Annotated in this window: 22 protein-coding genes; 14 read left to right on the top strand and 8 right to left on the bottom strand. The window is 66.0% G+C overall.

Annotation, left to right across the window (positions count from 1 at the left end; genetic code table 11):
• Position 1: 1 nt before the first annotated feature.
• From AB4Z32_RS01410 to AB4Z32_RS01380, 7 genes are all read left to right on the top strand, one after another.
• Positions 2-886, top strand: a complete 885-nt coding sequence (locus AB4Z32_RS01410) for a S66 peptidase family protein (RefSeq protein ID WP_441933643.1) — start codon at positions 2-4, stop codon at positions 884-886.
• The gene (locus AB4Z32_RS01405) at positions 883-1,704 is read left to right on the top strand and encodes an N-acetylmuramoyl-L-alanine amidase (protein ID WP_441933641.1); all 822 of its coding nucleotides are present in this window, start codon (positions 883-885) and stop codon (positions 1,702-1,704) included. Before AB4Z32_RS01410 ends, AB4Z32_RS01405 begins: the two co-directional genes overlap by 4 nt.
• A gap of 127 nt (positions 1,705-1,831) precedes the next feature.
• The gene (locus AB4Z32_RS01400; RefSeq protein WP_441933640.1) at positions 1,832-2,089 is read left to right on the top strand and encodes a hypothetical protein; all 258 of its coding nucleotides are present in this window, start codon (positions 1,832-1,834) and stop codon (positions 2,087-2,089) included.
• A gap of 99 nt (positions 2,090-2,188) precedes the next feature.
• Positions 2,189-2,863, top strand: coding sequence for a hypothetical protein (locus AB4Z32_RS01395; protein WP_441933638.1), 675 nt, complete (start codon positions 2,189-2,191; stop codon positions 2,861-2,863).
• An 82-nt stretch (positions 2,864-2,945) separates the two neighbouring features.
• Positions 2,946-3,965: an NADP-dependent oxidoreductase gene (locus AB4Z32_RS01390; RefSeq protein WP_441933636.1), complete on the top strand. Its 1,020-nt coding sequence runs from the start codon at positions 2,946-2,948 to the stop codon at positions 3,963-3,965.
• A gap of 106 nt (positions 3,966-4,071) precedes the next feature.
• Entirely contained in the window at positions 4,072-6,714 is a 2,643-nt protein-coding gene (locus AB4Z32_RS01385; RefSeq protein WP_441933634.1) for a bifunctional diguanylate cyclase/phosphodiesterase, read from the top strand.
• Positions 6,715-6,829: 115 nt separating this feature from the next.
• Positions 6,830-7,435, top strand: coding sequence for a hypothetical protein (locus tag AB4Z32_RS01380; RefSeq protein WP_441933632.1), 606 nt, complete (start codon positions 6,830-6,832; stop codon positions 7,433-7,435).
• A 4-nt stretch (positions 7,436-7,439) separates the two neighbouring features.
• On the opposite strand, the gene AB4Z32_RS01375 is transcribed toward AB4Z32_RS01380, so the two are convergent.
• Together AB4Z32_RS01375 and AB4Z32_RS01370 are read right to left on the bottom strand one after the other, a co-directional pair.
• Positions 7,440-7,652: a GDCCVxC domain-containing (seleno)protein gene (locus AB4Z32_RS01375; RefSeq protein WP_441933630.1), complete on the bottom strand. Its 213-nt coding sequence runs from the start codon at positions 7,650-7,652 to the stop codon at positions 7,440-7,442.
• Positions 7,653-7,907: 255 nt separating this feature from the next.
• Positions 7,908-8,375, bottom strand: coding sequence for an Lrp/AsnC family transcriptional regulator (locus AB4Z32_RS01370; RefSeq protein ID WP_441933628.1), 468 nt, complete (start codon positions 8,373-8,375; stop codon positions 7,908-7,910).
• Positions 8,376-8,480: 105 nt separating this feature from the next.
• Between AB4Z32_RS01370 and AB4Z32_RS01365 the strand changes: the two genes are divergently transcribed.
• Positions 8,481-12,002 (top strand): indolepyruvate ferredoxin oxidoreductase family protein, encoded by a 3,522-nt coding sequence (locus AB4Z32_RS01365; RefSeq protein WP_441933626.1) that lies wholly within the window; start codon positions 8,481-8,483, stop codon positions 12,000-12,002.
• Here AB4Z32_RS01365 and AB4Z32_RS01360 read toward each other — a convergent pair.
• Positions 11,993-12,766: a slipin family protein gene (locus AB4Z32_RS01360; RefSeq protein WP_441933624.1), complete on the bottom strand. Its 774-nt coding sequence runs from the start codon at positions 12,764-12,766 to the stop codon at positions 11,993-11,995. The two genes, AB4Z32_RS01365 and AB4Z32_RS01360, sit on opposite strands and share 10 nt — an antisense overlap.
• 3 nt (positions 12,767-12,769) lie before the next feature.
• Positions 12,770-14,131 (bottom strand): NfeD family protein, encoded by a 1,362-nt coding sequence (locus AB4Z32_RS01355; protein ID WP_441933622.1) that lies wholly within the window; start codon positions 14,129-14,131, stop codon positions 12,770-12,772.
• 381 nt (positions 14,132-14,512) lie between these two features.
• Between AB4Z32_RS01355 and AB4Z32_RS01350 the strand changes: the two genes are divergently transcribed.
• From AB4Z32_RS01350 to AB4Z32_RS01340, 3 genes are read left to right on the top strand one after another with little or no spacing between them, the layout of a single operon-like run.
• Positions 14,513-15,334 carry a universal stress protein gene (locus tag AB4Z32_RS01350; RefSeq protein ID WP_441933620.1) on the top strand — a complete coding sequence of 274 codons (822 nt, stop codon included), beginning with the start codon at positions 14,513-14,515 and terminating at the stop codon, positions 15,332-15,334.
• Position 15,335: 1 nt separating this feature from the next.
• Entirely contained in the window at positions 15,336-16,205 is an 870-nt protein-coding gene (locus tag AB4Z32_RS01345; RefSeq protein ID WP_441933619.1) for a hypothetical protein, read from the top strand.
• Positions 16,206-16,364 carry a hypothetical protein gene (locus AB4Z32_RS01340; protein WP_441933617.1) on the top strand — a complete coding sequence of 53 codons (159 nt, stop codon included), beginning with the start codon at positions 16,206-16,208 and terminating at the stop codon, positions 16,362-16,364.
• A 1-nt stretch (position 16,365) separates the two neighbouring features.
• On the opposite strand, the gene AB4Z32_RS01335 is transcribed toward AB4Z32_RS01340, so the two are convergent.
• Complete coding sequence (locus AB4Z32_RS01335) at positions 16,366-17,169, bottom strand: AraC family transcriptional regulator (RefSeq protein WP_441933615.1); 804 nt, start codon at positions 17,167-17,169, stop codon at positions 16,366-16,368.
• 93 nt (positions 17,170-17,262) lie between these two features.
• Here AB4Z32_RS01335 and AB4Z32_RS01330 point away from each other — a divergent pair, with 93 nt between their 5' ends.
• The gene (locus AB4Z32_RS01330) at positions 17,263-19,041 is read left to right on the top strand and encodes a peptidoglycan D,D-transpeptidase FtsI family protein (protein WP_441933613.1); all 1,779 of its coding nucleotides are present in this window, start codon (positions 17,263-17,265) and stop codon (positions 19,039-19,041) included.
• A 6-nt stretch (positions 19,042-19,047) separates the two neighbouring features.
• On the opposite strand, the gene AB4Z32_RS01325 is transcribed toward AB4Z32_RS01330, so the two are convergent.
• Positions 19,048-19,863, bottom strand: coding sequence for a LytR/AlgR family response regulator transcription factor (locus tag AB4Z32_RS01325; protein WP_441933611.1), 816 nt, complete (start codon positions 19,861-19,863; stop codon positions 19,048-19,050).
• On the bottom strand, positions 19,860-20,963 hold the full coding sequence (locus tag AB4Z32_RS01320) for a sensor histidine kinase (protein ID WP_441933610.1): 1,104 nt from the start codon (positions 20,961-20,963) through the stop codon (positions 19,860-19,862). Before AB4Z32_RS01320 ends, AB4Z32_RS01325 begins: the two co-directional genes overlap by 4 nt.
• A 158-nt stretch (positions 20,964-21,121) precedes the next feature.
• Between AB4Z32_RS01320 and AB4Z32_RS01315 the strand changes: the two genes are divergently transcribed.
• The gene (locus tag AB4Z32_RS01315) at positions 21,122-22,147 is read left to right on the top strand and encodes a ribonuclease Z (protein WP_441933608.1); all 1,026 of its coding nucleotides are present in this window, start codon (positions 21,122-21,124) and stop codon (positions 22,145-22,147) included.
• Here AB4Z32_RS01315 and AB4Z32_RS01310 read toward each other — a convergent pair.
• Entirely contained in the window at positions 22,095-22,838 is a 744-nt protein-coding gene (locus AB4Z32_RS01310) for a siderophore-interacting protein (RefSeq protein WP_441933606.1), read from the bottom strand. The two genes, AB4Z32_RS01315 and AB4Z32_RS01310, sit on opposite strands and share 53 nt — an antisense overlap.
• Before the next feature lie 36 nt (positions 22,839-22,874).
• Between AB4Z32_RS01310 and AB4Z32_RS01305 the strand changes: the two genes are divergently transcribed.
• Positions 22,875-23,348, top strand: a complete 474-nt coding sequence (locus tag AB4Z32_RS01305) for a MarR family winged helix-turn-helix transcriptional regulator (protein ID WP_441933605.1) — start codon at positions 22,875-22,877, stop codon at positions 23,346-23,348.
• The last annotated feature ends 6 nt before the right edge of the window (positions 23,349-23,354 follow it).

The raw sequence follows: 23,354 nt of genomic DNA, 5'->3' as shown, positions 1-23,354 counted from the left end.
AATGATCGACATGCTGAAAAAGAATTCCACCATCGCAGTGATTGCCCCGGCCGGCATTCCGGACATGGAACAGGTTCAAATGGGGATGGCCCTGCTGCGCGACTGGGGTTACCAGGTCCGCGAGGGCAGGCATCTGCGCGAGCGCTTCCGCTATAACGCCGGCACTGCCGCACAAAGGACCGAGGATTTGCTGTGGGCGCTGTCCGACCCGGAGATCGACGCAGTATGGCTGGCCCGCGGCGGCTTCGGTTGCATCCACTGCCTTGCGTGGCTACCCGATACGCTTCCGAAGGACAGGATGGTGATCGGCTTTTCCGATGCGACCTCCCTGTTCGGCGCCTTGCATCGCAAGGGCCACGTCAGGCTGGTTCACGGCCCGACCCTGGAAAACCTCGCCACCGCGATCGACGATCTCAGCCGGCAAAGCCTGCGGGCATTGCTGACCGGGGAACCCAGGGTGCCGCTTATCGGTACGCACATCTGGGGGCCTGCGCACGAGATCAGCGCGCCTGTCATCGGCGGCAATTTGACGGTGTTCGCCAGTATCGCCGGGACCGCATCGGCCATGAATGCCAAAGGCGCGATCGTGGTGCTGGAAGACGTCACCGAACTCGCCTTCCGAATGGACAGGTCGGTTTGCCAGCTGCTCGCCAGCGGATTCTTTGACGGCGTCAAGGCGATCGCGTTCGGGGAATTCGTCAGGTGTCCGGTACCGCCGGGCAGCGATTTCACCGTCCAGGAAGTGTTGACGGATCTGCTCAAGCCCCTGGGCGTTCCGATCATTGCGGGACTGGGCGTCGGCCATGGCGAACGCAATCTTTCGTGGCGCATCGGAGAGCGCGGGACCCTGCGCGACGGCAGCATCAGCCTTGAAAAGACATCATGAAAACTTTTGTATCGCGACTCCTCACGGGCCTGATTGCCGGCGTCCTGCTTGCCGCTTGCGCCAGCGGCCCGCGTATCGACCGATCGCTGTCCACGCCCGACCAGCGCAGCCGCGTGAAGTACCTGGTCCTGCATTACACGGTTACCGACACCCCGCAATCGATCCGTATATTTACCCACCAGGCCGGGGTCGAAGCCAGCATCCATTACCTGCTCAGTAACGATCCGGAGCCGGTCATTTACGGCATCGTGGATGAAAGCCGGGCCGCCTACCAGGCGGGATCGGATTCGAGCTGGAAGCAGGACCGTAACCTGAACAATATCTCGATCGGCATCGAGATCGTGAATGCCGGCTGGGTCGACGGACCGCAAGGACGCACCTGGGCACCCTATCCGCAACAGCAGATCGAGACACTGATCCCGCTGGTCAAGGACATCATGGCGCGCCACCACATCGCGCCGGAAAACGTGCTGGGCCACGCCGACGTCGCTCCCCAGCGCAAGCAGGATCCCGGTGCCCTGTTCCCGTGGCGGCGCCTGGCCGCGGCGGGCATCGTGCCGTGGCCGGACCCGGCCGTGGTCGCGCTCAAGCGCGTCGAGTACGAATCGGCCTTGCCCGATATGGCGTGGTTCCAGCGCAGGCTGGCGGCAATCGGCTACGTCGTGCCGCAGGATGGGCTGGCGAGCCGGGAAACGCGCAATGTCCTGATTGCCTTCCAGACCCGTTATCGGCCGTCGAAGATCGACGGCGAGCCGGATGCGGAAACCGCCGCGCTGCTGGATAGCCCGATGCATGTCGCGGCGATCGGGTATCGGTGAGCCGGCGCCCCGATATGTCCAGGCAACTGTCTTGATTACAAAATGGTAATGTGTGAATGAGCGCACAGTCCAGGCGAAGGGAGAAGCCTAGCTTGTGTCACTGGGATTAACACACGGAGAAATCACCATGAAAACCAGCCTGAAACTTGCCTTGGCCCCTGTCGTCTTTGCGTTCGTTGCTGCTTCTGCCCATGCCGGTTGCGGTAAAGGTGCCGTCGCCGGCGCCGTCGTTGGTCATATGGCCGGCAAACATGGCGCAGCCGGCGCCGCCGCCGGCTGCGCGATCGGTCACCATTCCGCGAAGAAGAAGCAGGCCGCTGCCAGCGCCGCCTCGAACACGCCGGCGCCGGCGCCGGCAAACGGCGCGGCTGGAACGTCCAAGTAAACTACCTCCATATTGGCCGGGTGACCGAAGACATTCGCCGCCCGGCCATCCAGCTTCAGCCTTGTTATGCAAGACGTCGGACAGGTTCTGGAAAAGCATATGCGCGAGATCTGGATCGCGCGCGCTGCCATCGTGGTCACGGCGGCGCTCAATGCTTTTCTCATCAATGATTTGACCATATTCCCCGGGTGGCTGGCTTCCGTCGTCGAACTGGCGCTGCTCATTCCGCTATCGGTTGCCACTGCATGGAACCACAGCGAAATGCGTCGCGCGACCAGTGAGCATCATTGGACCTTGATTCATCATCGGCGACGAAAAATCCGCCGTGCCGCAATCGTACTCACCTTGATCATCACGCTCATCAATTTCCAAGCGCTGTTCGGCGTGATGAGAGCGCTTCTATACGGCGCAAAAGGAACGACAGGACAAAGCCTCCTGATCGATGCGCTGAACATCTGGCTGACGAATATCGTCGTGTTTGCACTCTGGTTCTGGAACATCGACCGTGGCGGCCCCGCAGCGCGCGGCTTGAGCAGGCAGCCTGTTGCAGACTTCATGTTCCCGCAGATGAATGCGGAATGCCCAGGGCACGAGCGGTGGACGCCAGGTTTCTTCGACTACGTTTTCGTGTCGTTCACCAACGCAACGGCGTTCTCACCAACGGATACGCTACCGCTCAGCGTACGCGCCAAACTGCTCTTCATGGTGGAATCGACCGCGTCATTGTTGACTGTTGGCCTGGTGGCCGCACGCGCTGTCAACATTCTTTCGTAAGTTCCTTGCCGGCTGAATAATGGCGATTCAAGCGGCCCGCCACGCAATGCTAGAATGTGCGGCTTTCATCCCCCATCTGCCCATGAACTATCAAAACCGCCAGTGGATTTACGTCAAGCGACCGGAGGGACGGGTCGGCGACGAACACTATGAATTGCGTGAACACGAGATCGATGACGTGCTGTCGACCAATGAAGTCCTGGTCCGTGTCCGCTATGTCAGCGTCGATCCCTACATGCGCATTCAGCAAGCGGAACGCAATACCTACGATCTGCCGCACCCGCTGGGCATCGTACAGCGCGCCGGTACGGTCGGGCAGGTCGTCGCTTCGAAGAGCGCCGGTTTCGCCGCCGGCGACTGGGTGTTGAGCTACAGCGGCTGGCAGCTTTACGACAAATGCCACCAGAACGAGCTGACCAGGCTCGATCCGGAGGCTGCGCCGGTGACGGCGGCGCTGGGTGCGCTCGGGATGCCTGGGCGCACGGCCTGGTTTGGCCTGATGGAGGCGGGCAGGCCGCGCCCTGGAGACACGCTGGTGGTGTCCGGCGCCGCCGGCGCGGTGGGGTCCCTCGTCGCACAGTTCGGCAAGCGTGCCGGGTGTCGCGTCGTCGGTATCGCGGGCGGGGCCTCGAAATGTGCCTTCCTCACCGACACCTTGGGACTGGATGCCGCCGTCGACTACCGTGCTTATCCGACCCTCGATGGCCTGCGCGCGGCCATCGACGCCGCCACCGGCGGGGTCGACATCTATTTCGACAATGTGGGCGGGATGGTCACTGACGCCGTGATTCCGCTGATCAAGCTACGGGCCCGCATTATCATTTGCGGAGCAATTGCTCAGTACGACGGTGGGCTCGATGCACCGGACCTGGCGCCCCGCTTCCTGCAGCACATGCTGTTCAAGCGCGCGAGCATCCAAGGCATCCTGGCGCGCGACTTCACGGCGCGCATGGGCGAAATGCAGGCGGTGGTCGCGCCCTGGATCAAAGCCGGGGACATCGTCACGCAGGAGACCTTTGTCGACGGTTTCGAGCAATTGCCGAGGGCGCTCAACAGCTTGTTCGAAGGACGAAATCTCGGCAAGCTGCTGGTTCGGGTGTAAGACCCGCTGGGGGACAGGACGCGCAGTGCGATACGCCGTCCCGGTGCATTCGTGCAATTCGAGATGACGGTTATACTGGGTTACGATCTTCAAGTTTCGGCAACCTATGTCCAATGTGCTCCCACCACCGTCGGAACGCAACCGTCGCGTCGCGCACGCGCTAGCGGTGGCGGGGGTGTTGATCGTCGCGGTGACGCTCGTGCTGTCCGGCTTGCTGTTCTCCAGCTATCGCAGCACGATCCAGCGCGAACAGACCAATCTACGCAACCTGGCATCGGCCTTCGCCGCACAAACCCATTATGCGACCCTGGCGCTGGACATGACGCTGGCACGGGACGCCGAACGGGTCCTGCACGGCCATGACGCCGTGGCGGGCACGCTCGCCGGCGCCATACGCGATGACATGCCGTCTCGCGTGTATGTGCTGGGGCCGGACGGCCAGGTGCGCGCGGCGAGTACCACAGTCGGCCCGGCGGGGCCACTCTGGATGCGGCGCATGGCGCCGAACCAGGGCCCGCAGATCGGCATCGTGGAGTCCGGCCAGGACAAGGGGCATGACATCATCACGCTGGCGCGCGCCCTTCCCGCGAACGGGAGCGTGGCCGGCGGGGCCATCGGTATCGAGACCGGTGCCGCCTATTTTGAACGCATTTTCGATGCCGCCGACCTGGGCGCCGGCGGCTCGGTCACCTTGCTGCGGCGCGACGGCACGATGCTGGTGCGTAGCCCTGCGTTGCCGAAATCCATTGGCAAATCCTTTCTGAACACGCCACTGTTCCAGGTCCAGCTGCCACACAGTCCGGTTGGCGCGTTCGAGGCGATCAGTCCGGTCGACGGCAGGCACCGCCTGTATGGCTACTGCGTGGTCGCCGACTATCCGCTGGTGATCATCACGGGCCGTGACGTGGCCGACACGCTGAGCCTCTGGATGGGCTGGCTGTGGGTGGCGCTGCTGGCCTGGACCTTGTTGTCGGCAGTGCTGTTGCTGTTAGCCTGGCGTATCGGCCGCGAGGCCTCGCGCCAGGCGGCGCTGATCGGGCGCCTGAGGACCAGCGAAAGCCGCTTGCAGCACAGCTACCGTTACCTGTCCGCCATTCTCGACGCCCTCGCCACGCCGCTCTGGGTGGTCGACGCGCAACGCCGCATCGTCTTGTCCAACAAGGCATTCCAGCACTTTACCGGCCACGACGGGCAGGTACTGGCCGGATCCGAGGAGGCCGCGGTGCTCGATCCGGAAAGCGCCGCTTCGCGCGAACGGATGTACGCGGCGACCGCGCAGGACGGTGTGCACGCGCTCGAAGTCGAAGTGCGCGATGGCGCCGGCGAGGCGCGTACCATGATCCAGCTCACCGCGCGCCTGGAAAGCGAAAGCCATGCGGCGCAGATCGTCAACAGCCTCACCGACATCACGGAACGCAAGCAGGTCGAGTTGCGGCTGGCCTATCTGTCCGACCACGATCCACTGACCGGGCTGGCCAACCATGACCAGCTGCGGCGTGTCCTCGCCGAGGCGATCCAGGCTGCGTCGGCGCGCGGCGAACAGGTCGCCGTGCTGCTGGTTGCGCTGGAGCGCCTGCAGGAGGTGGCCGACTTGCTGGGCCATGATGCCGGCGACGAGGCGGTACGCGAGATCGCCAGGCGCCTGCAAGACCTGGTGCCGCACACCCTGTGTACGTCGCGCGTCAAACCCAATGAGTTCGGCCTGGTATTGCCGGCCTCGGCGGGACTAGGGACAGTCGATGCGACCGCGTTCAAGCTGTATGACTTGCTGGCGGAGCCGGTGCAGGTGGGCGGGCGCGAGTTCCATCTGGCGCCGGTCGTCGGGATCGCGCTCTACCCGCAGGATGCCAGCTCGGTCAACGAATTGTTGCGCTTGGCGGATATCGCCAAACATCGTGCCCGCAGCGAGAGCGGCGAGCCGGTGCATTTTCATTCCGCATCCACCCATACCCAGCTCAACGAGCGCTTGTCGATCGAAGAGCAGTTGCGTCATGCACTGGCGCGCGGAGAATTGACCGCGATGTACCAGCCGAAGGTCGAGATCGAGACTGGACGCATTGTCGGTTTCGAAGTCCTGCTGCGTTGGGAAAATCCGGTACTCGGCAGCGTCTCTCCGGCGCGCTTCATCCCGATCGCCGAACAGACGGGATTGATCGTGCAGATCGGAGACTGGGTCATGGGCGCCGCATGCACACAGGCCAGCACCTGGCTGCGCGAGCACGGAATCCGGACCAGGATCGCCGTCAACCTGTCGATGCGCCAGTTCTACCACCGCGACCTGTTGCGCTCGATTCGCGATGCACTGGCCAGTTCCGGCCTGGCGCCGGATGCGCTCGAACTGGAAATCACCGAAAGCATCGCCATGAGCCGCGCCGACCTGGTCGAACCCCTGTTGGCCAGCATCCGCGAGCTCGGCGTCGAGCTCTCGATCGACGATTTCGGCACCGGATACTCGAGTCTCGCCTACCTGAAGCGCTTCCCGGTGCAACGCCTGAAGATCGATCGTGCCTTCGTGCGCGATCTCGGGCGCGATGCCGACAGCGCGGCAATCGTGCGTTCGATCGTGGGCCTCGGTCATGGCCTGCAGATGCGCATCGTGGCCGAAGGCGTGGAAACGGCATCCCAGCTTGCCATGTTGCGCGAGTTCGGTTGCGACGAGTACCAGGGCTTCCTGTTTTCGCGCCCACTCGACGCGAAGGCTGCGCTGGCTTTGCTGACAGCGACGGATACGGCGCCGCGGGAGCAATGAGGGGCCAATTCCCAGCCGAAAGATCACGCAAGCGCCTGTCGCGCAACCACAAGTTACGGAATGCGAGCTAGAATAACCTTACCATTATGCAAAATAACTGAGTCCACTTAGCAAGATGAACAGATTGACGTCGGCCGCAATAAAGCATCTCGGAGAAGTGGGCATCACCGTGTTTGCTTTCCTCGGTCTCAACTGGATCAACGAACTGGTATTCATTCAGCTCCAGCAAAGCAACGGGATCAACTGGGTGTTCATCCCGGCCGGCATCCGCCTGCTTTCAACCCTGCTCTTTGGGCTTGCCGGCTTCGAAGGCCTGCTGCTGGCGGGCGTCTATCTCAACTTCTTCCATTTCGAGTTCGATAGCGATTTTCGTGCATGGAGCGGGGCGGTAGCGGGCGCACTGGGACCTTATCTCGCCGCTTTGCTGGTCAAGCATTGGTTCGACCTGGAGCCGCGTCTCAAGGGCCTGACAGCGCATCGGCTGCTTTTTACCGGCATCCTGTGCGGGCTCATGAGTCCTGTGTTTCACCACACCTTCATGTGGGTTCTTACCGGCCTCGTGGACTGGACTGCGCTGACTGCGATGATTATCGGCGACACGATCGGCATACTTATCGTGCTGTGCCTGGCAAAGGTCGCCATTGCGCTTGCCGATCGTTATGTCCCGGCTTCGAAGCTCATTCGGCGCTGGAACTCGCTGGGCCGCTCTGAAACGCAATGATTTCTCAAGCGCAGCACCCTCGATTCTCTTGAGCGGGTGGACACTTGACCGTCCCATACGAGCAGTACACACAGCAGTCGCCGGCCTTTGGCCTCAGCACGACTTTGCATCGACTGCATTCGTAAAAGAACTGGCAGGCGTTAGTCGGCATCGACTCCGGTTGCACGTGGCCACACCGGGGGCAGGTCAATACTGATTCCAGGACAACGGCAGTCATGTATATCTCTCCTTTCAACTAGGCTTTCGCTCTCGATCCCGGGTTGCCCGATGGACCCGCTATCGTTCAGCGCCGTCATCCGAATTGCGCCGTGAAAAGGAGGATTTTTCCACCATGCGCCATCGAAGACTCCTCTATTGGATCTTTACGGGATCGAGAGGCGGTCCGTTTCGGGAAAACGATAATTGTGGTTTTGGATTAACAAAACCCTTAAGCCGCGATATGAAACTCATATTTTCATAAAATTAGTTAGCGCTACAAGGGCAGCGCCGTTTCATACTTCACCTCCCGCAGCGCCACGCTGGTATTCACCTGCGACACCCCGTTCAGCTTGACCAGCACGTTGTGCAGGAAGTCGTGATAGGCATCCATGTCCGCGACCACGACCTTGACCAGGTAGTCCGAGCTGCCGGTGGTCTCGTAGCACTCCACCACTTCCGGCCGCAGGCGCATGGCCTGCTCGAACTGTTCGACCACGCCCTCGGCATGGCGCAGCAGCGACACGTGCAGCAGGCAGACCACGGCCAGGCCCAGCTTGCGGCGGTCGAGGAGGGCGGTGTAGCGCACGATGTAGCCCTTGTCCTCCAGCTCCTTCTGGCGCCGCCAGCAGGGGCTGGCCGACATGCCGATCTTCTCGGCCAGCTCGTTCGACGAGATCCTGCCATCCTTCTGCAGCTCGGCGAGAATTTTCATGGATGCTGCATCGATCGAATGATCTTTCATGTTTTTTGGGGGAATCAGACAAGATCTTGCAATTCTAGTCCCGAAACATGAACAGATAGAAAAAATCTTTCTCGGTGCGCGGTCTATCCTAGTTATATGAACGACATGACGCTCCCCGCGACCGTCGGGCTGGCAGACCCCGACTACGCACTCGACGACAACCTGACCCGCGAGCGCGGCCGGGTCTTCCTGACCGGCACCCAGGCCCTGGTCCGCCTGCTGTGCATGCAGAAGCGCTTCGACGAAGCCCAGGGCCTCACGACGGCCGGCTTCGTCAGCGGCTACCGCGGCTCGCCGCTGGGCGCCGTCGACCAGGAACTGTGGCGCGCGAAGAAGCTGCTGCAGGCGCACCAGGTCGAATTCCTGCCCGCGATTAACGAGGAGCTGGGCGCCACCGCCGTGATGGGATCGCAGCAGGTCGAGGCCAATCCGACCCGCAAGGTCGATGGCGTGTTCGGCATGTGGTACGGTAAAGGGCCCGGTGTCGACCGCGCCGGCGACGCCCTCAAGCATGGCCACGTCTATGGTTCGTCGCCGCATGGCGGCGTTCTGGCCATCCTGGGCGACGACCACGGCTGCGTGTCCTCGTCGATGCCGCACCAGAGCGAGCAGGCGCTGATCGCCTGGGGCATGCCGGTGATTAATCCGGCCAACATCCAGGAATACCTGGAGTTCGGCCTGTACGGCTGGGCACTGTCGCGCTATACGGGCGCATGGTGCGGCTTCAAGGCGATCTCGGAAACGGTGGAGGGCGGCGCGGTGGTCGAGCTGCCGGCCATGCCTCGCTTCGTCACGCCCACCGATTACGTGCCGCCGCCGGACGGCCTGCACAACCGCTGGCCGGACCTGCCGGGACTGGCGCTGGAACAGCGCGTGGCGGCCAAGCTGGAAGCGGTGCAGGCGTTTGCGCGCGCGAACTCGATCGACCGCCTGGTGGTGCCGGCGCCCGGCGCCCGCGTCGGCATCATCGGCGCCGGCAAGGCCTATCTCGACCTGGTCGAGGCGCTGGAACGCATGGAGCTGTCCGTCGAGCGGCTGGCGGAACTGGGCGTGCGGCTGTACAAGCCGGGCCTGACCTATCCGCTCGAAGCGAGCCGCCTGTCCAGCTTTGCCGAGGGCCTGGACGAGATCCTGGTGGTCGAAGAGAAGGGCCCGGTGATCGAGCAGCAGGTCAAGAACCTGTTCTACAACCTGGCGCCCGAACAGCGGCCGGCGGTGGTCGGTAAGACCGACCGCGACGGCGCGCCGATGCTGTCCGCGCTGGGCGAGCTGCGTCCTTCGCGCATCGCGCCGGTGCTCGTGCGCTGGTTGGGCACGCGCTTCCCGGCGCTGGAACTGAACCGCTTCCTCCCGGACTTCTGCGCCGCCGAACTGCCTTTCAATCCCGCCGACGGCGTGCGCCGCACGCCCTATTTCTGCTCGGGCTGCCCGCACAATACCTCGACCCGCGTGCCGGAAGGCAGCCGCGCCCTGGCCGGCATCGGCTGCCATTTCATGGCGACCTGGATGAAGCGCGACACCTACTACCTCTCGCAGATGGGCGGCGAGGGCATCAGCTGGGCCGGCACCTCGCGCTTCGTGGCGGAGAAGCACATCTTCCAGAACCTGGGCGACGGCACCTTCTACCATTCGGGCTCGCTGGCGATCCGCCAGAGCGTGGCGGCCGGCGTCAACATCACCTACAAGATCCTCTACAACGATGCGGTGGCGATGACCGGCGGCCAGCCGGTGGACGGCACCCTGTCGGTGCCGCAGATCCTGCAGCAGGTGATCAGCGAGGGCGTCAAGAAGGCCGTGGTGGTGACTGACTACCCGGACAACTACGACGGTGTGACGCTGCCGGAAGGCGTGACCGTGCACCATCGCGGCGAACTCGATGCGATCCAGCGCCAGCTGCGCGAGATTCCCGGCGTGACGGTGCTGGTGTACGACCAGACCTGCGCCGCCGAGAAGCGCCGCCGCCGCAAGAAAAACAAGCCGGACAATATCGTGTTCCCGGACCCGGCGCGGCGCATGGTCATCAACCCGGCCGTCTGCGAAGGCTGCGGCGATTGCGGCGTGCAGTCGAACTGCCTGTCGATCCTGCCGCTGGAGACGGAACTGGGGTGCAAGCGCCAGATCGAGCAGTCGTCCTGCAACAAGGATTATTCCTGCGTCGAGGGTTTCTGCCCGAGCTTTGTCTCGGTGCTGGGCGGATCGCTGCGCAAGCCGGCCGGCCAGAAGCTCTCGCTGGCCGACCTGGAACGTGCGCTGGCGGCGTATCCGGAGCCGAGCGGCCCGGCGCTGGCCAAGCCTTTCGAGATCCTGGTGGCCGGCGTCGGCGGCACCGGCGTCGTCACCGTGGGCGCCCTGATCACGATGGCGGCCCACCTGGAAGGCAAGGGCGCCTCCACCCTGGACTTCATGGGCTTTGCGCAGAAGGGCGGCGCGGTGCTGTCCCACGTGCGGGTGGCATCAAGCCCGGAGCGCCTGCACCAGGTCCGCATCGACCTGCGCCAGGCCGACGCGGTGTTCGCCTGCGACCTCGTGGTGGCGGGCATGCCGGACGGCCTGGCCGTCATCCGTCACGGCCACACCAGGGTGGTGGCCAACGAATACGAGATCCCGACCGCCGACTTCACCCGCGACCGCGATGCCCAGGTCGACCGCGAAGGCCTGCTGGCCAGGCTGGGCGCGGCGGCCGGCGACGAGAACATGCTGCGCCTGAATGCCCAGGCGACGGCTTCGCGCTTCCTCGGCGATCCGGTCGGCAGCAACGTCCTGCTGATGGGCTATGCCTGGCAGCAGGGCCTGGTGCCGGTGGGTCTGCCGGCGCTGATGCGGGCAATCGAACTGAACGGCGTGGCGGTGGACATGAACAAGCGCGCCTTCACCCTCGGCCGCCTGCTGGCCGCCGATCCGCAGGCGCTCGATCGCTTGGGGCAGCCGGCCCAGGTGATCCAGTTCGCGGCGCCGAAATCGCTGGAGGAAATCGTTGCCTTCCGCACCGACTGGCTGGCCGGCTACCAGGACGAAGGCTACGCCTGGCTGTACCGGGAGGCGGTGGCCGCCGTCGAGCAGCGCGAGCTGGCCGTGGAGGGCAGCGGCTCGCGCAGGCAGCTCGCCAAGACGGTGGCGCGCAACCTGTTCAAGGTGATGGCCTACAAGGACGAATACGAAGTGGCGCGCCTGCACAGCGACCCGGCCTTCCGCGAGCAGATCGCCAGCCAGTTCGACGGCGACTACAAGCTGGCCTTCCACCTGGCGCCGCCGCTGCTGGCGCGCAAGAAGCCGGGCTCCGATGTGCCGGCCAAGATGACGTTCGGCGCCTGGCTGCTGCCGGCCTTTGCCGTGCTGGCCCACTTCAAGGGACTGCGCGGCACGGCCTTCGACCCCTTCGGCTACACCCGCGAGCGCAAGGAGGAACGCGCGCTGCGCAACCGCTACCTGGCGTTCGTGCGCGAGCTGTCCACCGGCCTGCGCGCCGACAACAAGGAAGCGGCGCTCAAGCTGGCGGCGCTGCCGGACCAGGTGCGCGGCTATGGCCACATCAAGCAGGCGGCCATGGGCAAACTGGAGGCGCAGTGGGCCGAGCTGTACCCGCGCTACCGCGACGGCCAGGTGGTGGAGCTGCGGCGTCAGGCCTGAGGTCTTTCACCTCGCAGCGCATCCCTTGCCCCGGCCAGCAGCTCGATCGGCATGGGAAACACGATGGTCGACGACTTGTCGCCCGCAATCGCGCCCAGGGTCTGCATATAGCGCAGCTGCATCGCGCCCGGCTGCTGGGCCAGCACGAAGGCGGCCTCCTTCAGTTTTTGCGAGGCCTGCAGCTCGCCTTCGGCGTGGATCACCTTGGCGCGCCGCTCGCGCTCGGCCTCGGCCTGGCGGGCGATGGCGCGCACCATCGATTCGTCGAGGTCGATGTGCTTGATCTCGACGTTCGAGACCTTGATGCCCCAGGCGTCGGTCTGGGCGTCGAGCACCTGCTGGATGTCGAGGTTCAGGCGCTCGCGCTCGGCCAACATCTCGTCCAGTTCGTGCTTCCCGAGCACCGAGCGCAGGGTGGTCTGGGCCAGCTGGCTGGTCGCTTCCAGGAAGTTGGCCACCTGGATGATCGCCTTTTCCGGATCAATCACCCGAAAATAGATTACCGCGTTCATCTTGACCGAGACGTTGTCGCGCGAGATCACGTCCTGGGTCGGCACGTCGAGCACGATGGTCCGCAGGTCGACGCGCACCATCTGCTGGAACAGCGGGATGAGGATGATCAGGCCGGGGCCTTTCACGCCCCAGAAGCGCCCGAGCTGGAACACGACCCCGCGTTCGTATTCGCGCAGCACCCGGATTGCCGAGGCCAGCAAGGGGAACAGCAGGACGATGAGGGCGGCGATGCCGATGCCGACGTTGAACATGATTTAGGCTCCTGGGGAAGGATCGACCGGGACGACATCCAATGTCAGGCCGCGCCGGCCCACGACCCTGACCGTCTGCGACAGGCTGAGCGGCAGGCCGCTGGCCGCCTGCCACAGTTCTCCTTCGATGCGGACCCACGCTGCGCGGCTGCCGCCATCCTCGGCGATGCGCTCGACCCTGGCGGTGGCGCCGATCAGGGTGGTGGCGCCGCTGGCCGGCGGACGCCTGCGGCTCGCCAGCGCGAGGCGGGCAGTGCCGATCAGCAGCAGGGCGCTGGCTACCCCGAGGGTGCCGATCAGGCCAGGCGGGATGCCGAAGCCGGGAACGTCGGTATCGACCAGCATCAGCGCGCCGGCGACGAAGGCGACGATCCCGCCGAGGCCGATCACGCCGAAGCTGGGCAGGAAGGCCTCGGCCAGCATCAGCATCAGGCCGAGCAGGACCAGCGCCAGGCCCGCATAGTTCACCGGCAGCAGCTGCAGGGCGTACAGCGCCAGCAGCAGGCAGATCGCGCCGATCACGCCCGGCGCCACGAAACCCGGATTCATGAATTCGAACACCAGGCCGTAGATTCCGATGGTCATCAGGAGCAGGGCCACACTCGGATGGGTGATCGCCGCCAGCAACTGGGTTCGCCAGTCCGGCGCGAACTCGGCCGGCACCACGTTTTTCGTATCGAGGCGGCGCGCCTGGCCCAGTACGGTGACGGTCCTGCCGTCGAGCTGGGCCAGCAGGCTCGGCAAGTCCGGCGCGACGATCTCGATCACGTGCTGCTTCAAGGCTTCCTCGGCGCTCAGGCTGACGGCTTCGCGCACGGCGCGCTCGGCCCAGTCGGCATTGCGGCCGCGCAACTGGGCCAGGCCGCGCAGATAGGCGGCGGCATCGTTGACCTGCTTGCGCGCCATTGCCGAACCTTCGGCCGCATCGTCGGGTTTCTTTTGCCCTTCTTCGGGCGGCGGCGGCTTGATGCCGATCTCGACCGGCGTCGCCGCGCCCAGGTTGGTGCCCGGCGCCATCGCCGCGACGTGGCTGGCGTAGAGGATGTAGGTGCCGGCGCTGGCGGCGCGGGCGCCGCTCGGGGCGACCCAGGCGACCACCGGCACCGGCGAACCCAGGATGGCCTTGATCACCGCGCGCATCGCGGTATCGAGGCCGCCCGGCGTGTCCATCCTGATGATTACGAGCTGCTGCCTGATGCTGGCGGCGCGGGCGATGCCATGTACCACGTAGTCGGCATTCGGCGGGCCGATCACGCCATCGACGGTCAGCACGCCGACGCCCGCGGCGCCACGTGCGGGCGGCAGGGCCAGGACCAGCAGGACGGCCAGGGCCGCCATGGCCAGCAAGCGCATTCGACGAATCATCTTCGGACTCCACTGGCGCGGCAGCAGCTGAACCGGGCTGAGTTGACGAAAAACCCAAGTCGTATATACTGATTCTAGTCCATCGAACCATAGCAAGGAAGCGTCGCGCATGGTCGCCGTAGTTTTCACCAAATTTGCTCAGTGCCTTTTGTCTCGCGGACTCAGCGTGTTCCACGCGCGTCCCGTGCATCTGTCCACTCGAGATCTCGCCTGCCTCTCCTGAGCTCGGCGAGACCTGAACGCATCGCCGTTCAGCGTCTCCCGAGCATCCTCACACGAACTGCCTGACGAGCCGCTGCGCCTTCGCGCGCCGGGCATTCGCGCAGTCCATTCATTTCGTTGACGTCGGCCAGCGCCATGCCGGCCGGGGAGGGCTATTGCATGAACGCTCCGCACATCCAAAGAATCCTGCTGGTCGCCGACCACGGCCGGCAGCCATGCCGGCTGGTGCAGCGCGCCGGCCGGCTGGCGTTCCACCTGGTGCCGCATGCCGTCGAGCGCGTCGCGTTGCGCGAGACCGTTAACGCGGACCATGGCGGCGCGGCCGCGCGGGTGCTGCGCATCGCCGGCCAGAAGAAGGCGGACCTGATGCTGTTTGCCGCCAGCCCGCGGCACTTCCTGCTCGAGTGGCTGCTGCCCTCGTGCGCGGTGAAGGTGATGCGGCGCAGCCGCCTGCCGGTGCTGCTGGTGAAACCGGAAACCACCGGGGAATACCGGAAGGTCGTGATCGCCACCGATTTTTCGCCGGAGTCGATCGCGGCGGCCAGGACCGCCTTCCAGCTCGCGCCCTCGGCCCACTTCATCTTCCTGCACGCCTACCGCCTGCCGGACGAGAACCTGATGCGGGAGCTGGAGCTGGAGCCGCGCCTGGTCTCGCTGTACCGCGAGCGGGCGCGCGTGGCGGCCCGGCAATACCTGCAGACCCTGGTCGACAGCTTCGCCGGCCACAGCGGCCTGTGCCTGTCCAGCGAGGTGCGCTATGGCCCGCCGCACCGGGTGGTGGACGACTTCGCGGAGGAAAGCGGCGCCGACCTGGTCGTGATCGGCCGGCGCTTCCGCCATGCGCGCGGATGGCCGGGGTTGTTCGACTCGGCCCTCAGGATGATCAGCCGGCCGCCCTGCGACCTGCTGGTCGGTACCGACGACGAAATCCGCATCTCCGGCCGCCGCCGCGCGCTGGAACGACTGGTAGAGGAGAAATGATGTGTCGACCTCCATCCTGCTTGCCTCCCTGTACCCCAATCCGCTTGCCCACGCCGCCCAGCGCGCGGCGATGCTGGCCCAGGCCCTGAACAGCCGGAGCATGGAATTCCTGTCCGTGATTCCGCCCGCCGAACAGGAGGGCGGCGACGTAAAGCACGTGTCCTTGGCGCGCTGCATGAACGACGTCAAGACAGCCTCCGCGAACGCGCTGATCCGCTTCGGCATGCGCTGCTCGGCCACCTTCGAATTCGGCAGCCTGTTCGAATCGACGATCCGGCACGCGGGCCAGGCCGCGCCCGGACTGATCGCGATCGCGTGGCAGGCCCACCCCTGGTGGCCGGTGCTGCACAACTTCAACCTGATGCGCGACCTGTCGCGCAGCTGCCTGTGCCCGACCCTGCTGGTCCGCCAGGAAGCGAAGCGTCCCTACAGGCATGCGGTCTTCGCCAGCGACTTCTCCTGCGAGTCGCTGCAGACCCTGAGGGTGGCGGCGCGCCTGCTGCCCGGCGTGCGGATCACCATCGTCCATACTTATAAGGTCCCGGGCGAGGGCCATATGCGCACGGCGGGCGTCCGCGACGACGCCATCGACGCCTGCCGCCAGACCCTCGAACGCGAGGTGAAGACGGCCTACGCCAGAACCCTGGAAGAACTGAAGCCGGAAAGCTCGAAGCTGACCCTGGCCCTGCTGCCGCGCCCCACCGGGCTGTCGGTCACGAACTACGTGAACGCCGTCGGCGCCGACCTCGTCATCCTGTCCGGCAGCCAGCGCTGGCTGGTCGATGAATGGTGCTGGCAGTCCCGCGCCCGCGACCTGATCGGCAAGACCGCGAGCGACCTCTTGATGATCACCACCACAAGGAGAATATGAATGGAAAACATCGTCTACGGCATCTCCCTCATCGGCGTCTGCCTGCTGGCCGTGGCCTGGCAGGAATTCCGCAGCCTCAACCACCGCGACAGCCGGTTCATGGCCGGTGCCGGCGCCGCCATCGTGCTCGGCAGCGTCGCCGCCTCGATGTTTGTGTGAGCTATTGATCGCGCGGCAAGAACTCGCCCGGCGTCACGCCGGTGACCCAGCGGAAGGCGGCGATGAAGGCCGACATGCTGTCGTAGCCGCAGGCGACGGCGACGTCGGTGACGCGGTGGCCGCGTTCCAGCATGGGCAGGGCGGCCAGGATGCGCAGGCGCTGGCGCCAGGCGCGGAAGCTCAGGCCCGTCTGCTGCAGGAACAGGCGGCTCAGGGTCTTTTCCGAGACGCTGAGGCGCGCCGCGTGTTCGGACAGCGTGCGCGCGCTGTCCGGATGCGCTTCGAGCTCGCGGCAGATCTTGCGCAGGCGCGCGTCGCCGGGCCATGGCAGTGCCAGGCCGGCCTGCGGCGCGCGCGCCAACTGGTCGAGCAGAACCGCCACCAGGCGGCCCTGCTCGCCGGCCTCGTCGTACTCGACCGGGTATTCGCTGAAGCCGCGGATCAACTCCCGCAGCAGGGGCGTGACCGTCACCACCCGGCATTCTCCGCCGGCATCGGCGATGGCCGCCGGATCGACGTACAGGCTGCGGATCTCCGTTCCCTCGAAGCGCTGCACGGCATGCGGCGCGCCGGCCGGCACCCATACGGCGTGCAGCGGCGGCGCCATGTAGCGCGCGCTGTCGGTGATCACTTCCAGCACGCCGCGCACGGCATACGAGAACTGGGCCCAGGGATGGCGGTGGCGCTGTCCGATCGCGCGGTTCGGCAGGCCGTGCAGGTGGCCGTAGACCGGCCGCGGCAGGGTCCGCAGGGCCTGCAATTCCTGGATGTCGGCCGATGAGATGTCCGTTTGTCGATGTTTCATATCCGATGTGCGCCAAACCTCCGCAATGCACTACGTTACATTACCTGCCTTCGATTCACAACGGGTACCGGGCTGCCCCCTGAAAGAACAAGAATGATCGGAAGATTCACCCGAAAAAGCCGCGTGGCGGCACGCAATGGCCGGCCCTTCGCCGCCAACCCCCTGCTGGCCGAAAGCCTGCCGCGCTGGCGCTCCAGCGTGGTGCAATGCGTGCTGCTGTGCGCCTTCCTGGGCCTGGCCGGACGCGCCGTCTGGCTGCAGGTCTGGTCCGGTGAGTTCCTGCAGAAGCAGGGCGCCTACCGCTATGCGCGGACCCTGGACTTGCCGGGAACCCGCGGCCGCATCGTCGACCGCGCCGGCCACACCCTCGCGACCTCRGTGCCGGCGGTGACGGTGTGGGCGATTCCGGAAGACCTGCGGGAGGCCGAACCCGACACCCTGCGCCGCCTGGCCGGCGTGCTGCAGTTGCAAGAGGTGGAGATCGCCAAGCGCATCGCGACCGCGAAGAACTTCGTCTACCTGAAGAACCAGGTCGACCCCGCCGTCGCCCGGCAGCTCGGCGCCATAAAGATCCGCGGGATCGGTTTTACCGACGGCTTCCGCCGTGTTTATCCGCAGGGCAACATGGCAAGCCACGTTGTCGGCTTCGTCGGCCGCGAGGGCAGGGGACTCGAAGGCATCGAACTGGCCCACCAGACCCGGCTAGAGGGCGCGTCCGGGCACCGGCGCGTCATCAAGGATCGTCTCGGGAATATCGTCGAGGACGTCGGCACCGACCTCAGGCCGCAGCCGGGCAAGGATTCGGTGCTGTCGATCAGCAGCGTGGTCCAGTACGTCGCTTCGAAGCAGTTGAAGGAGGCGGTCGAGAAGTTCCAGGCCAAGGCCGGCGGCGCCATCGTGGTCGATGCGCATACCGGGGAAATCCTGGCGCTCGCCAATTACCCGAGCTACGACCCCAACGACGCCGGCGCGCTCAAGGGCCCGGCACTGCGCAACCGCGCCATCACCGACATCTACGAACCCGGTTCGGTGCTCAAGCCCTTCACGGTGGCGCTGGCGATCGACCGCGGCAAGGTGAGCGCGGACACCATGATCGATACCGGGCCGGGACGCTACGTGATCAACGGCGCGCCGATCTCGGACACCAGCGCCCACGGCATCATCAGCGTCAGCGACGTGCTGCGCTATTCTTCGAACATCGGCACCGCCAAGCTGGCCCTGGGCCTGCCGGCGAAGGATATGTGGGAGATGTTCACCAGCCTCGGTTTCGGCCAGCAGCCGCAGCTGGGGTTTCCCGGCGCCGCGGCCGGACGGGTGCGGCCCTACCGCTCCTGGCGCCCGATCGAGCAGGCCACCATGAGCTACGGGAACGGCATCGCGGTCTCGCTGCTGCAACTGGCGCGCGCCTACACGATCTTCACCAACGACGGCAAGGTGGTCCCGCTGACCCTGGAGAAAAGCACGGGAACGCCGGCCGGCACCCGGGTGATCTCGCCGGCCACCGCGCGCACGATGCGCGAGATGCTGGAGAACGTGGTGGTGCAGGGCACCGCGAAGAACGGGCGCATTCCCGGCTACCGGGTCGGCGGCAAGACCGGCACCGCCTACAAGGCCGAGAACGGGCGCTATGTCTTCCCGCGCAAGTACATCGCCTCCTTCGTCGGCATCGTGCCGATGTCGGCGCCGCGCTTCATCGTGGCGGTGATGATCGACGAGCCTTCGGGGCGCTACCACTACGGCGGACAGGTGGCGGCGCCGGCCTTCGTGAACATCGCCTCGAACGTGCTGCAGGTGACCAATGTGGCCCCGGACGCCGCCACCGAGGACGTGCTGGCGGCGCCGGAGACATCGCCCGACGAGATCGAGGACTGAGAGCTGCTACATTTGCCTGAACAGGTGGGCGAACAGGGGGCTGACCTTCAGGCGGTCGCTGCGGCCGTGCAGGGCCAGGGTCAGCTTGCCCATCTCGTCGCGGCTGGCGCTGGCCACCTGCTTCATGTTGACGATGGCGCCGCGGCTGACCTGGCAGAACAGGGCCGGGTCAAGCTGGGACAGCAATTCCTTGAGCGGCAGGCGGATCAGGGCTTCGCTGTCGGCGGTGGCGACGGTCACGTACTTGTCCAGGGCCTGGAAGTAGACCACGTCCTGCACCGGGATCATGCGCACCACATTGCCGACCGCGGCGCGGATCATGCTCAGGCGCTCCGGCGCCGCGGCCTGGGGCAGCAGGGCGCGCATCTGCTCGACCAGGGCCGCCATGCCGCCGTCGTGGGCCGGTCCGCCGGCGCTGCCCAGGCGCTGGCGCAGACGTTCGACGGTGCGGCGCAGGCGCTCGTCGCTGACGGGTTTCAGCACATAGTCGGCGGCGGCCTGCTCGAAGGCCTTCAGCGCATAGTCGTCGTAGGCGGTCACGAACACGACCTCCGGGAAGGGCTGGGCGCCGTCCCACCGCTCGGCCAGCTCCTCGGCGGCTTCGAGGCCGGTCTGGCCGGGCATCTTGATGTCGAGGAAGAGCACGTCCGGACGCAGTTCCAGCGCCTGCTCGACCGCCGCCAGACCGTTCGGCGCGGGCCCGAGGATCTCGAGTCCGGGCCACAGGCGCTGCAGCGACTGGGCGAGGATGGCGGCGAGTATGGGTTCGTCTTCGGCGATCAGGGCGCGGACAGGGCGGGCTGCGGCGATCGATGCGGTCATGGAAACTCCAGGGGAAGGTGGATGCGGGCGACCGTGCCCTGGGGCGCGGCCGGGGAAAGTTCGATATTCGCGCGCGGGCCGTACAGCACCTGCAGGCGCTCGCGGGTGGTGGCGACGCCGACGCCGCATCCCTTGCGGGATGGGGCGCTGTCGAGGCCCAGGCCGGTGTCGCACACGCTGATCTCCAGCAGATCGCCGTTGCGCACGGCGGCGATCGTGACCGTGCCGCCGTCCACCTTCGGCTCCAGGCCGTGGACGATCGCGTTCTCCACCAGCGGCTGCAGCAGCATGGTCGGCAGGCGCACCGTGCGCAGCTCCTCCGGCAGGCTGCAGCGGTAGGCCAGGCGGGCGCCCATGCGTACCTGCATCAGGCCGAGATAGGCTTGCTGGGCGGTGAATTCCTGCTCCAGTGTGGTGGTCTCGTCACGCGACACGCTGAGGGTGGCGCGCAGGTACTGGATCAGCTGGTCCAGCATCTGGCCGGCGCGCTGCGGGTCGATGGCGATCAGGCCCTGCAGGTTGGCCAGGGTGTTGAACAGCATGTGCGGCTCGATCTGGGCCTGCAGCAGGCGCAGCTGGGCCTGCAGGGCCTGGCGCTCGACGGTCGCGGCGCGCGCATGGGCTTCGCTGCGTTCGAGCTTGATGCGGTCCATGCGTTCGCGGGCGACGACGATGCCGAGCAGGCCGAAGGAGCTGAGCATGGTGAACAGGACCATGCTGAAGCGCGGTACCGTGAAGTAGTGGGCGAGGTCGGGCATGTCGAGGCCGAGGATCAGGCTGCCGATGCTCAGGCCCAGGTAGTGCACGACCGGCGCCGCCGGCACCAGCAGGGCCAGCAGGACAAAGCGCCAGCGGCTGTGCCGCGCCGAGTCGCGCCAGAAAACCCGCCGCGCGCCCAGCACCACCACCAGGGCGACCATGCCGATGCAGAGCGAGACGACCAGTTCGGTGTACAGCTGATCCGGACGGCCCGCCGCCAGCGTCATCAGGACCGCTGCCCAGCCGCTGATGAGCACCGTGAGGCCGAAGATCCCGGCAAAGGCGAGCAGGGGGCGGCGTGGCGCCGGGCCCGGACCGGTCGTAGGAGAAAGAGTGCGCATCGGCTTTCCTGATTGCTAATATGCATCGAATTGTCGCCAGAGCGGGCGGCGCGGGCAAGCGCGAAATGACGAAGCCCGGTTTTGGCGGCGCGAAACTGGCCGCGGGAGGGGCGAAACGGCCCGATAATGCGCTCCATACCATCACAGGAAGGCAAGGCATGGAATTCCAGTTCCTCGGCACCTCATCCGGCACCCCGAGCAGGACCCGCAACGTGACGGCGCTGGCGCTGCGCTCGCTGGGCGGCGCGCGCGCGGCGCGCCACTGGTCGCTGGTCGATTGCGGCGAAGGCACCCAGCACCGCATCCTGCGCACCAGCTGGTCGCTGCACGAGCTGCGCGCCATCTTCATCACCCACATGCACGGCGACCACTGCTACGGCCTGCCCGGACTGCTGGCCAGCGCCGGCATGCTGAACCGGACCGCGCCGCTGGCCCTGGTCGGGCCGCCGCAGTTGCGGCCTTTCCTGGAGGGCGTGATGGCGACCACCGAGCTGGGCCTGCCGTTCGCGGTCGATTACGTCGACGTCACCCGGGGCGACGAGATCGACGTGCTGCCCGACCTGCGGGTGGTGGCGACGCCGCTGTCGCACCGCATGCCTTCATGGGCCTACAGCTTCACGGAGCGGGAGGTCGAGCGCAAGCTGGACACGGCCAAGCTGGAGGCGGGCGGGGTGGCGCGCGGCGCCGCCTGGGGCGAGCTGCAGCACGGCCGCCAGGTGGTGCTGGACGACGGCCGCGTCCTCGATCCGCGCGACTGGCTGCTGCCGGGCCGCAAGCCGAGGAAGCTGATCGTCGGCGGCGACAACGACAGTCCGGACCTGCTGGTCGATGAGGCGGTTGACGCCGAGGTGCTGATCCACGAGGCGACCTATACGGAAGAGGTCTTGCGGAAGGTCGGGCCGGGGCCCCAGCACAGTTCCGCGCGCATGACGGCGCTGGCAGCAAGCCGGGCCGGGGTGCCGAACCTGGTGCTGACCCATTTCAGCCCGCGCTACCAGCAAAGCAAGGAGGAGTCAACGCGAGGCGGGCTGACGATGGCCGACCTGGAGCGGGAAGCGCGGGAGGTGTATGAGGGCCGGCTCTTCCTGGCCAGCGATTTCGACCGCTTTGTGCTGGAGCGGGATGGGCGGCTTAGCTCAGTTCCTCGTGATGATGGTCGGCCACGCCACGTTTCCAGTAGCTAGACACCCGCATATGCTGTTTCGGCACACCCTTGTCGACGAGCACCTGGCGCACCCGCGCCATCAGGGAGGCTTCGCCGCCGCCCCAGGCGAAGCCGGTCTGCGCGGCCGGCAAACTCAGTTGCTCCAGCGCCGCCAGTAATTCCTCGTTCGTGGCAGCCCAGTGCAGCTCGAGCTTGGCCTGGCCGGCGAATTTGCGGCGGTCGGCCTCGCCGGCCAGCACGAACACGAAGGCGCGGCTGCCTTCCGGCAATTCTTCCAGGCGGCGCGAGATCGCCGGCAGGGCGGTATCGTCGCCCACCAGCAGATGCCAGTCCAGCTCCAGCGGGACGATCATCGAGCCGCGCGGTCCGCCGACCAGCAGGCGGTCGCCGATGCTTGCATTGCGCGCCCAGTCGGAAGCCTTGCCGTGGCCGTGGACGGCGAATTCGATCACCAGTTCCCGCGCTTCCCGGCTGAAGCGGCGTGGGGTATAGTCGCGCCGAACCTGTTCATCGTCCTCACCGAACATGAGCTTGACGTGATCGTCGAAGGAGAGCGAGCTGAAGTCGGCCAGCGCCTCGCCCGTGAAGGTGATGCCGAGGAAGCCGGGGGACAGGGTGTCGATGTTGCTGACTTCCAGTTTGCGCAGCTTGAGTTCGTGGCGTACGCGCTGAATCAGCGGCGCCGGATCCTGGGTGTGAACGTCAGTCATCCTCACTCCGAAAATTAGTTGATAATGTCATCCATTATGCCGAAACAAGTTGATCAAGTCAACCAACATGCAGGGCGTCCGGTCGACGACGTGCTCGAGACCATGCATGCGATCATGCATCTCTACCGCTCGGCCCAGCAGCGCAGCCTGCGCGATGGGCCCAACGACCTCGCCCACATGGAGGTGAAGGCGCTCGGCTTCTTCGCCCGCCATCCCGGCGCCACCCAGAGCGAACTGGTGGCGCATTCCGGCCGCGACAAGGCCCAGGTGGCGCGTCAGATCCGCGCGCTGCGCGAGCGCGGCCTGCTGGAAGTCCAGGCCGACGAGGCGGACCGCCGCAGTTCGCGTTTGAGCCTGTCCGCTGAAGGCCGCGCCGTGCACGCCGCCCTGCACAGCAATGACGGCCGGCTGAAGGAGCAGGCCTTGCAGGGCTTCACGGCAGGGGAGCAGGACGCGCTGCGGGACCTGCTGGCGCGGGTGCGCGCCAACCTGCGGGCGATGCCGGACTGAGCATTA

The organism is Massilia sp. 2TAF26 (assembly GCF_052115005.1).
In the GTDB taxonomy this organism is placed as follows: Bacteria; Pseudomonadota; Gammaproteobacteria; order Burkholderiales; family Burkholderiaceae_D; genus Telluria.
The sequence above is the reverse complement of the archived record's forward strand: the minus strand, read 5'-3'. Positions and strand labels throughout refer to the sequence as shown.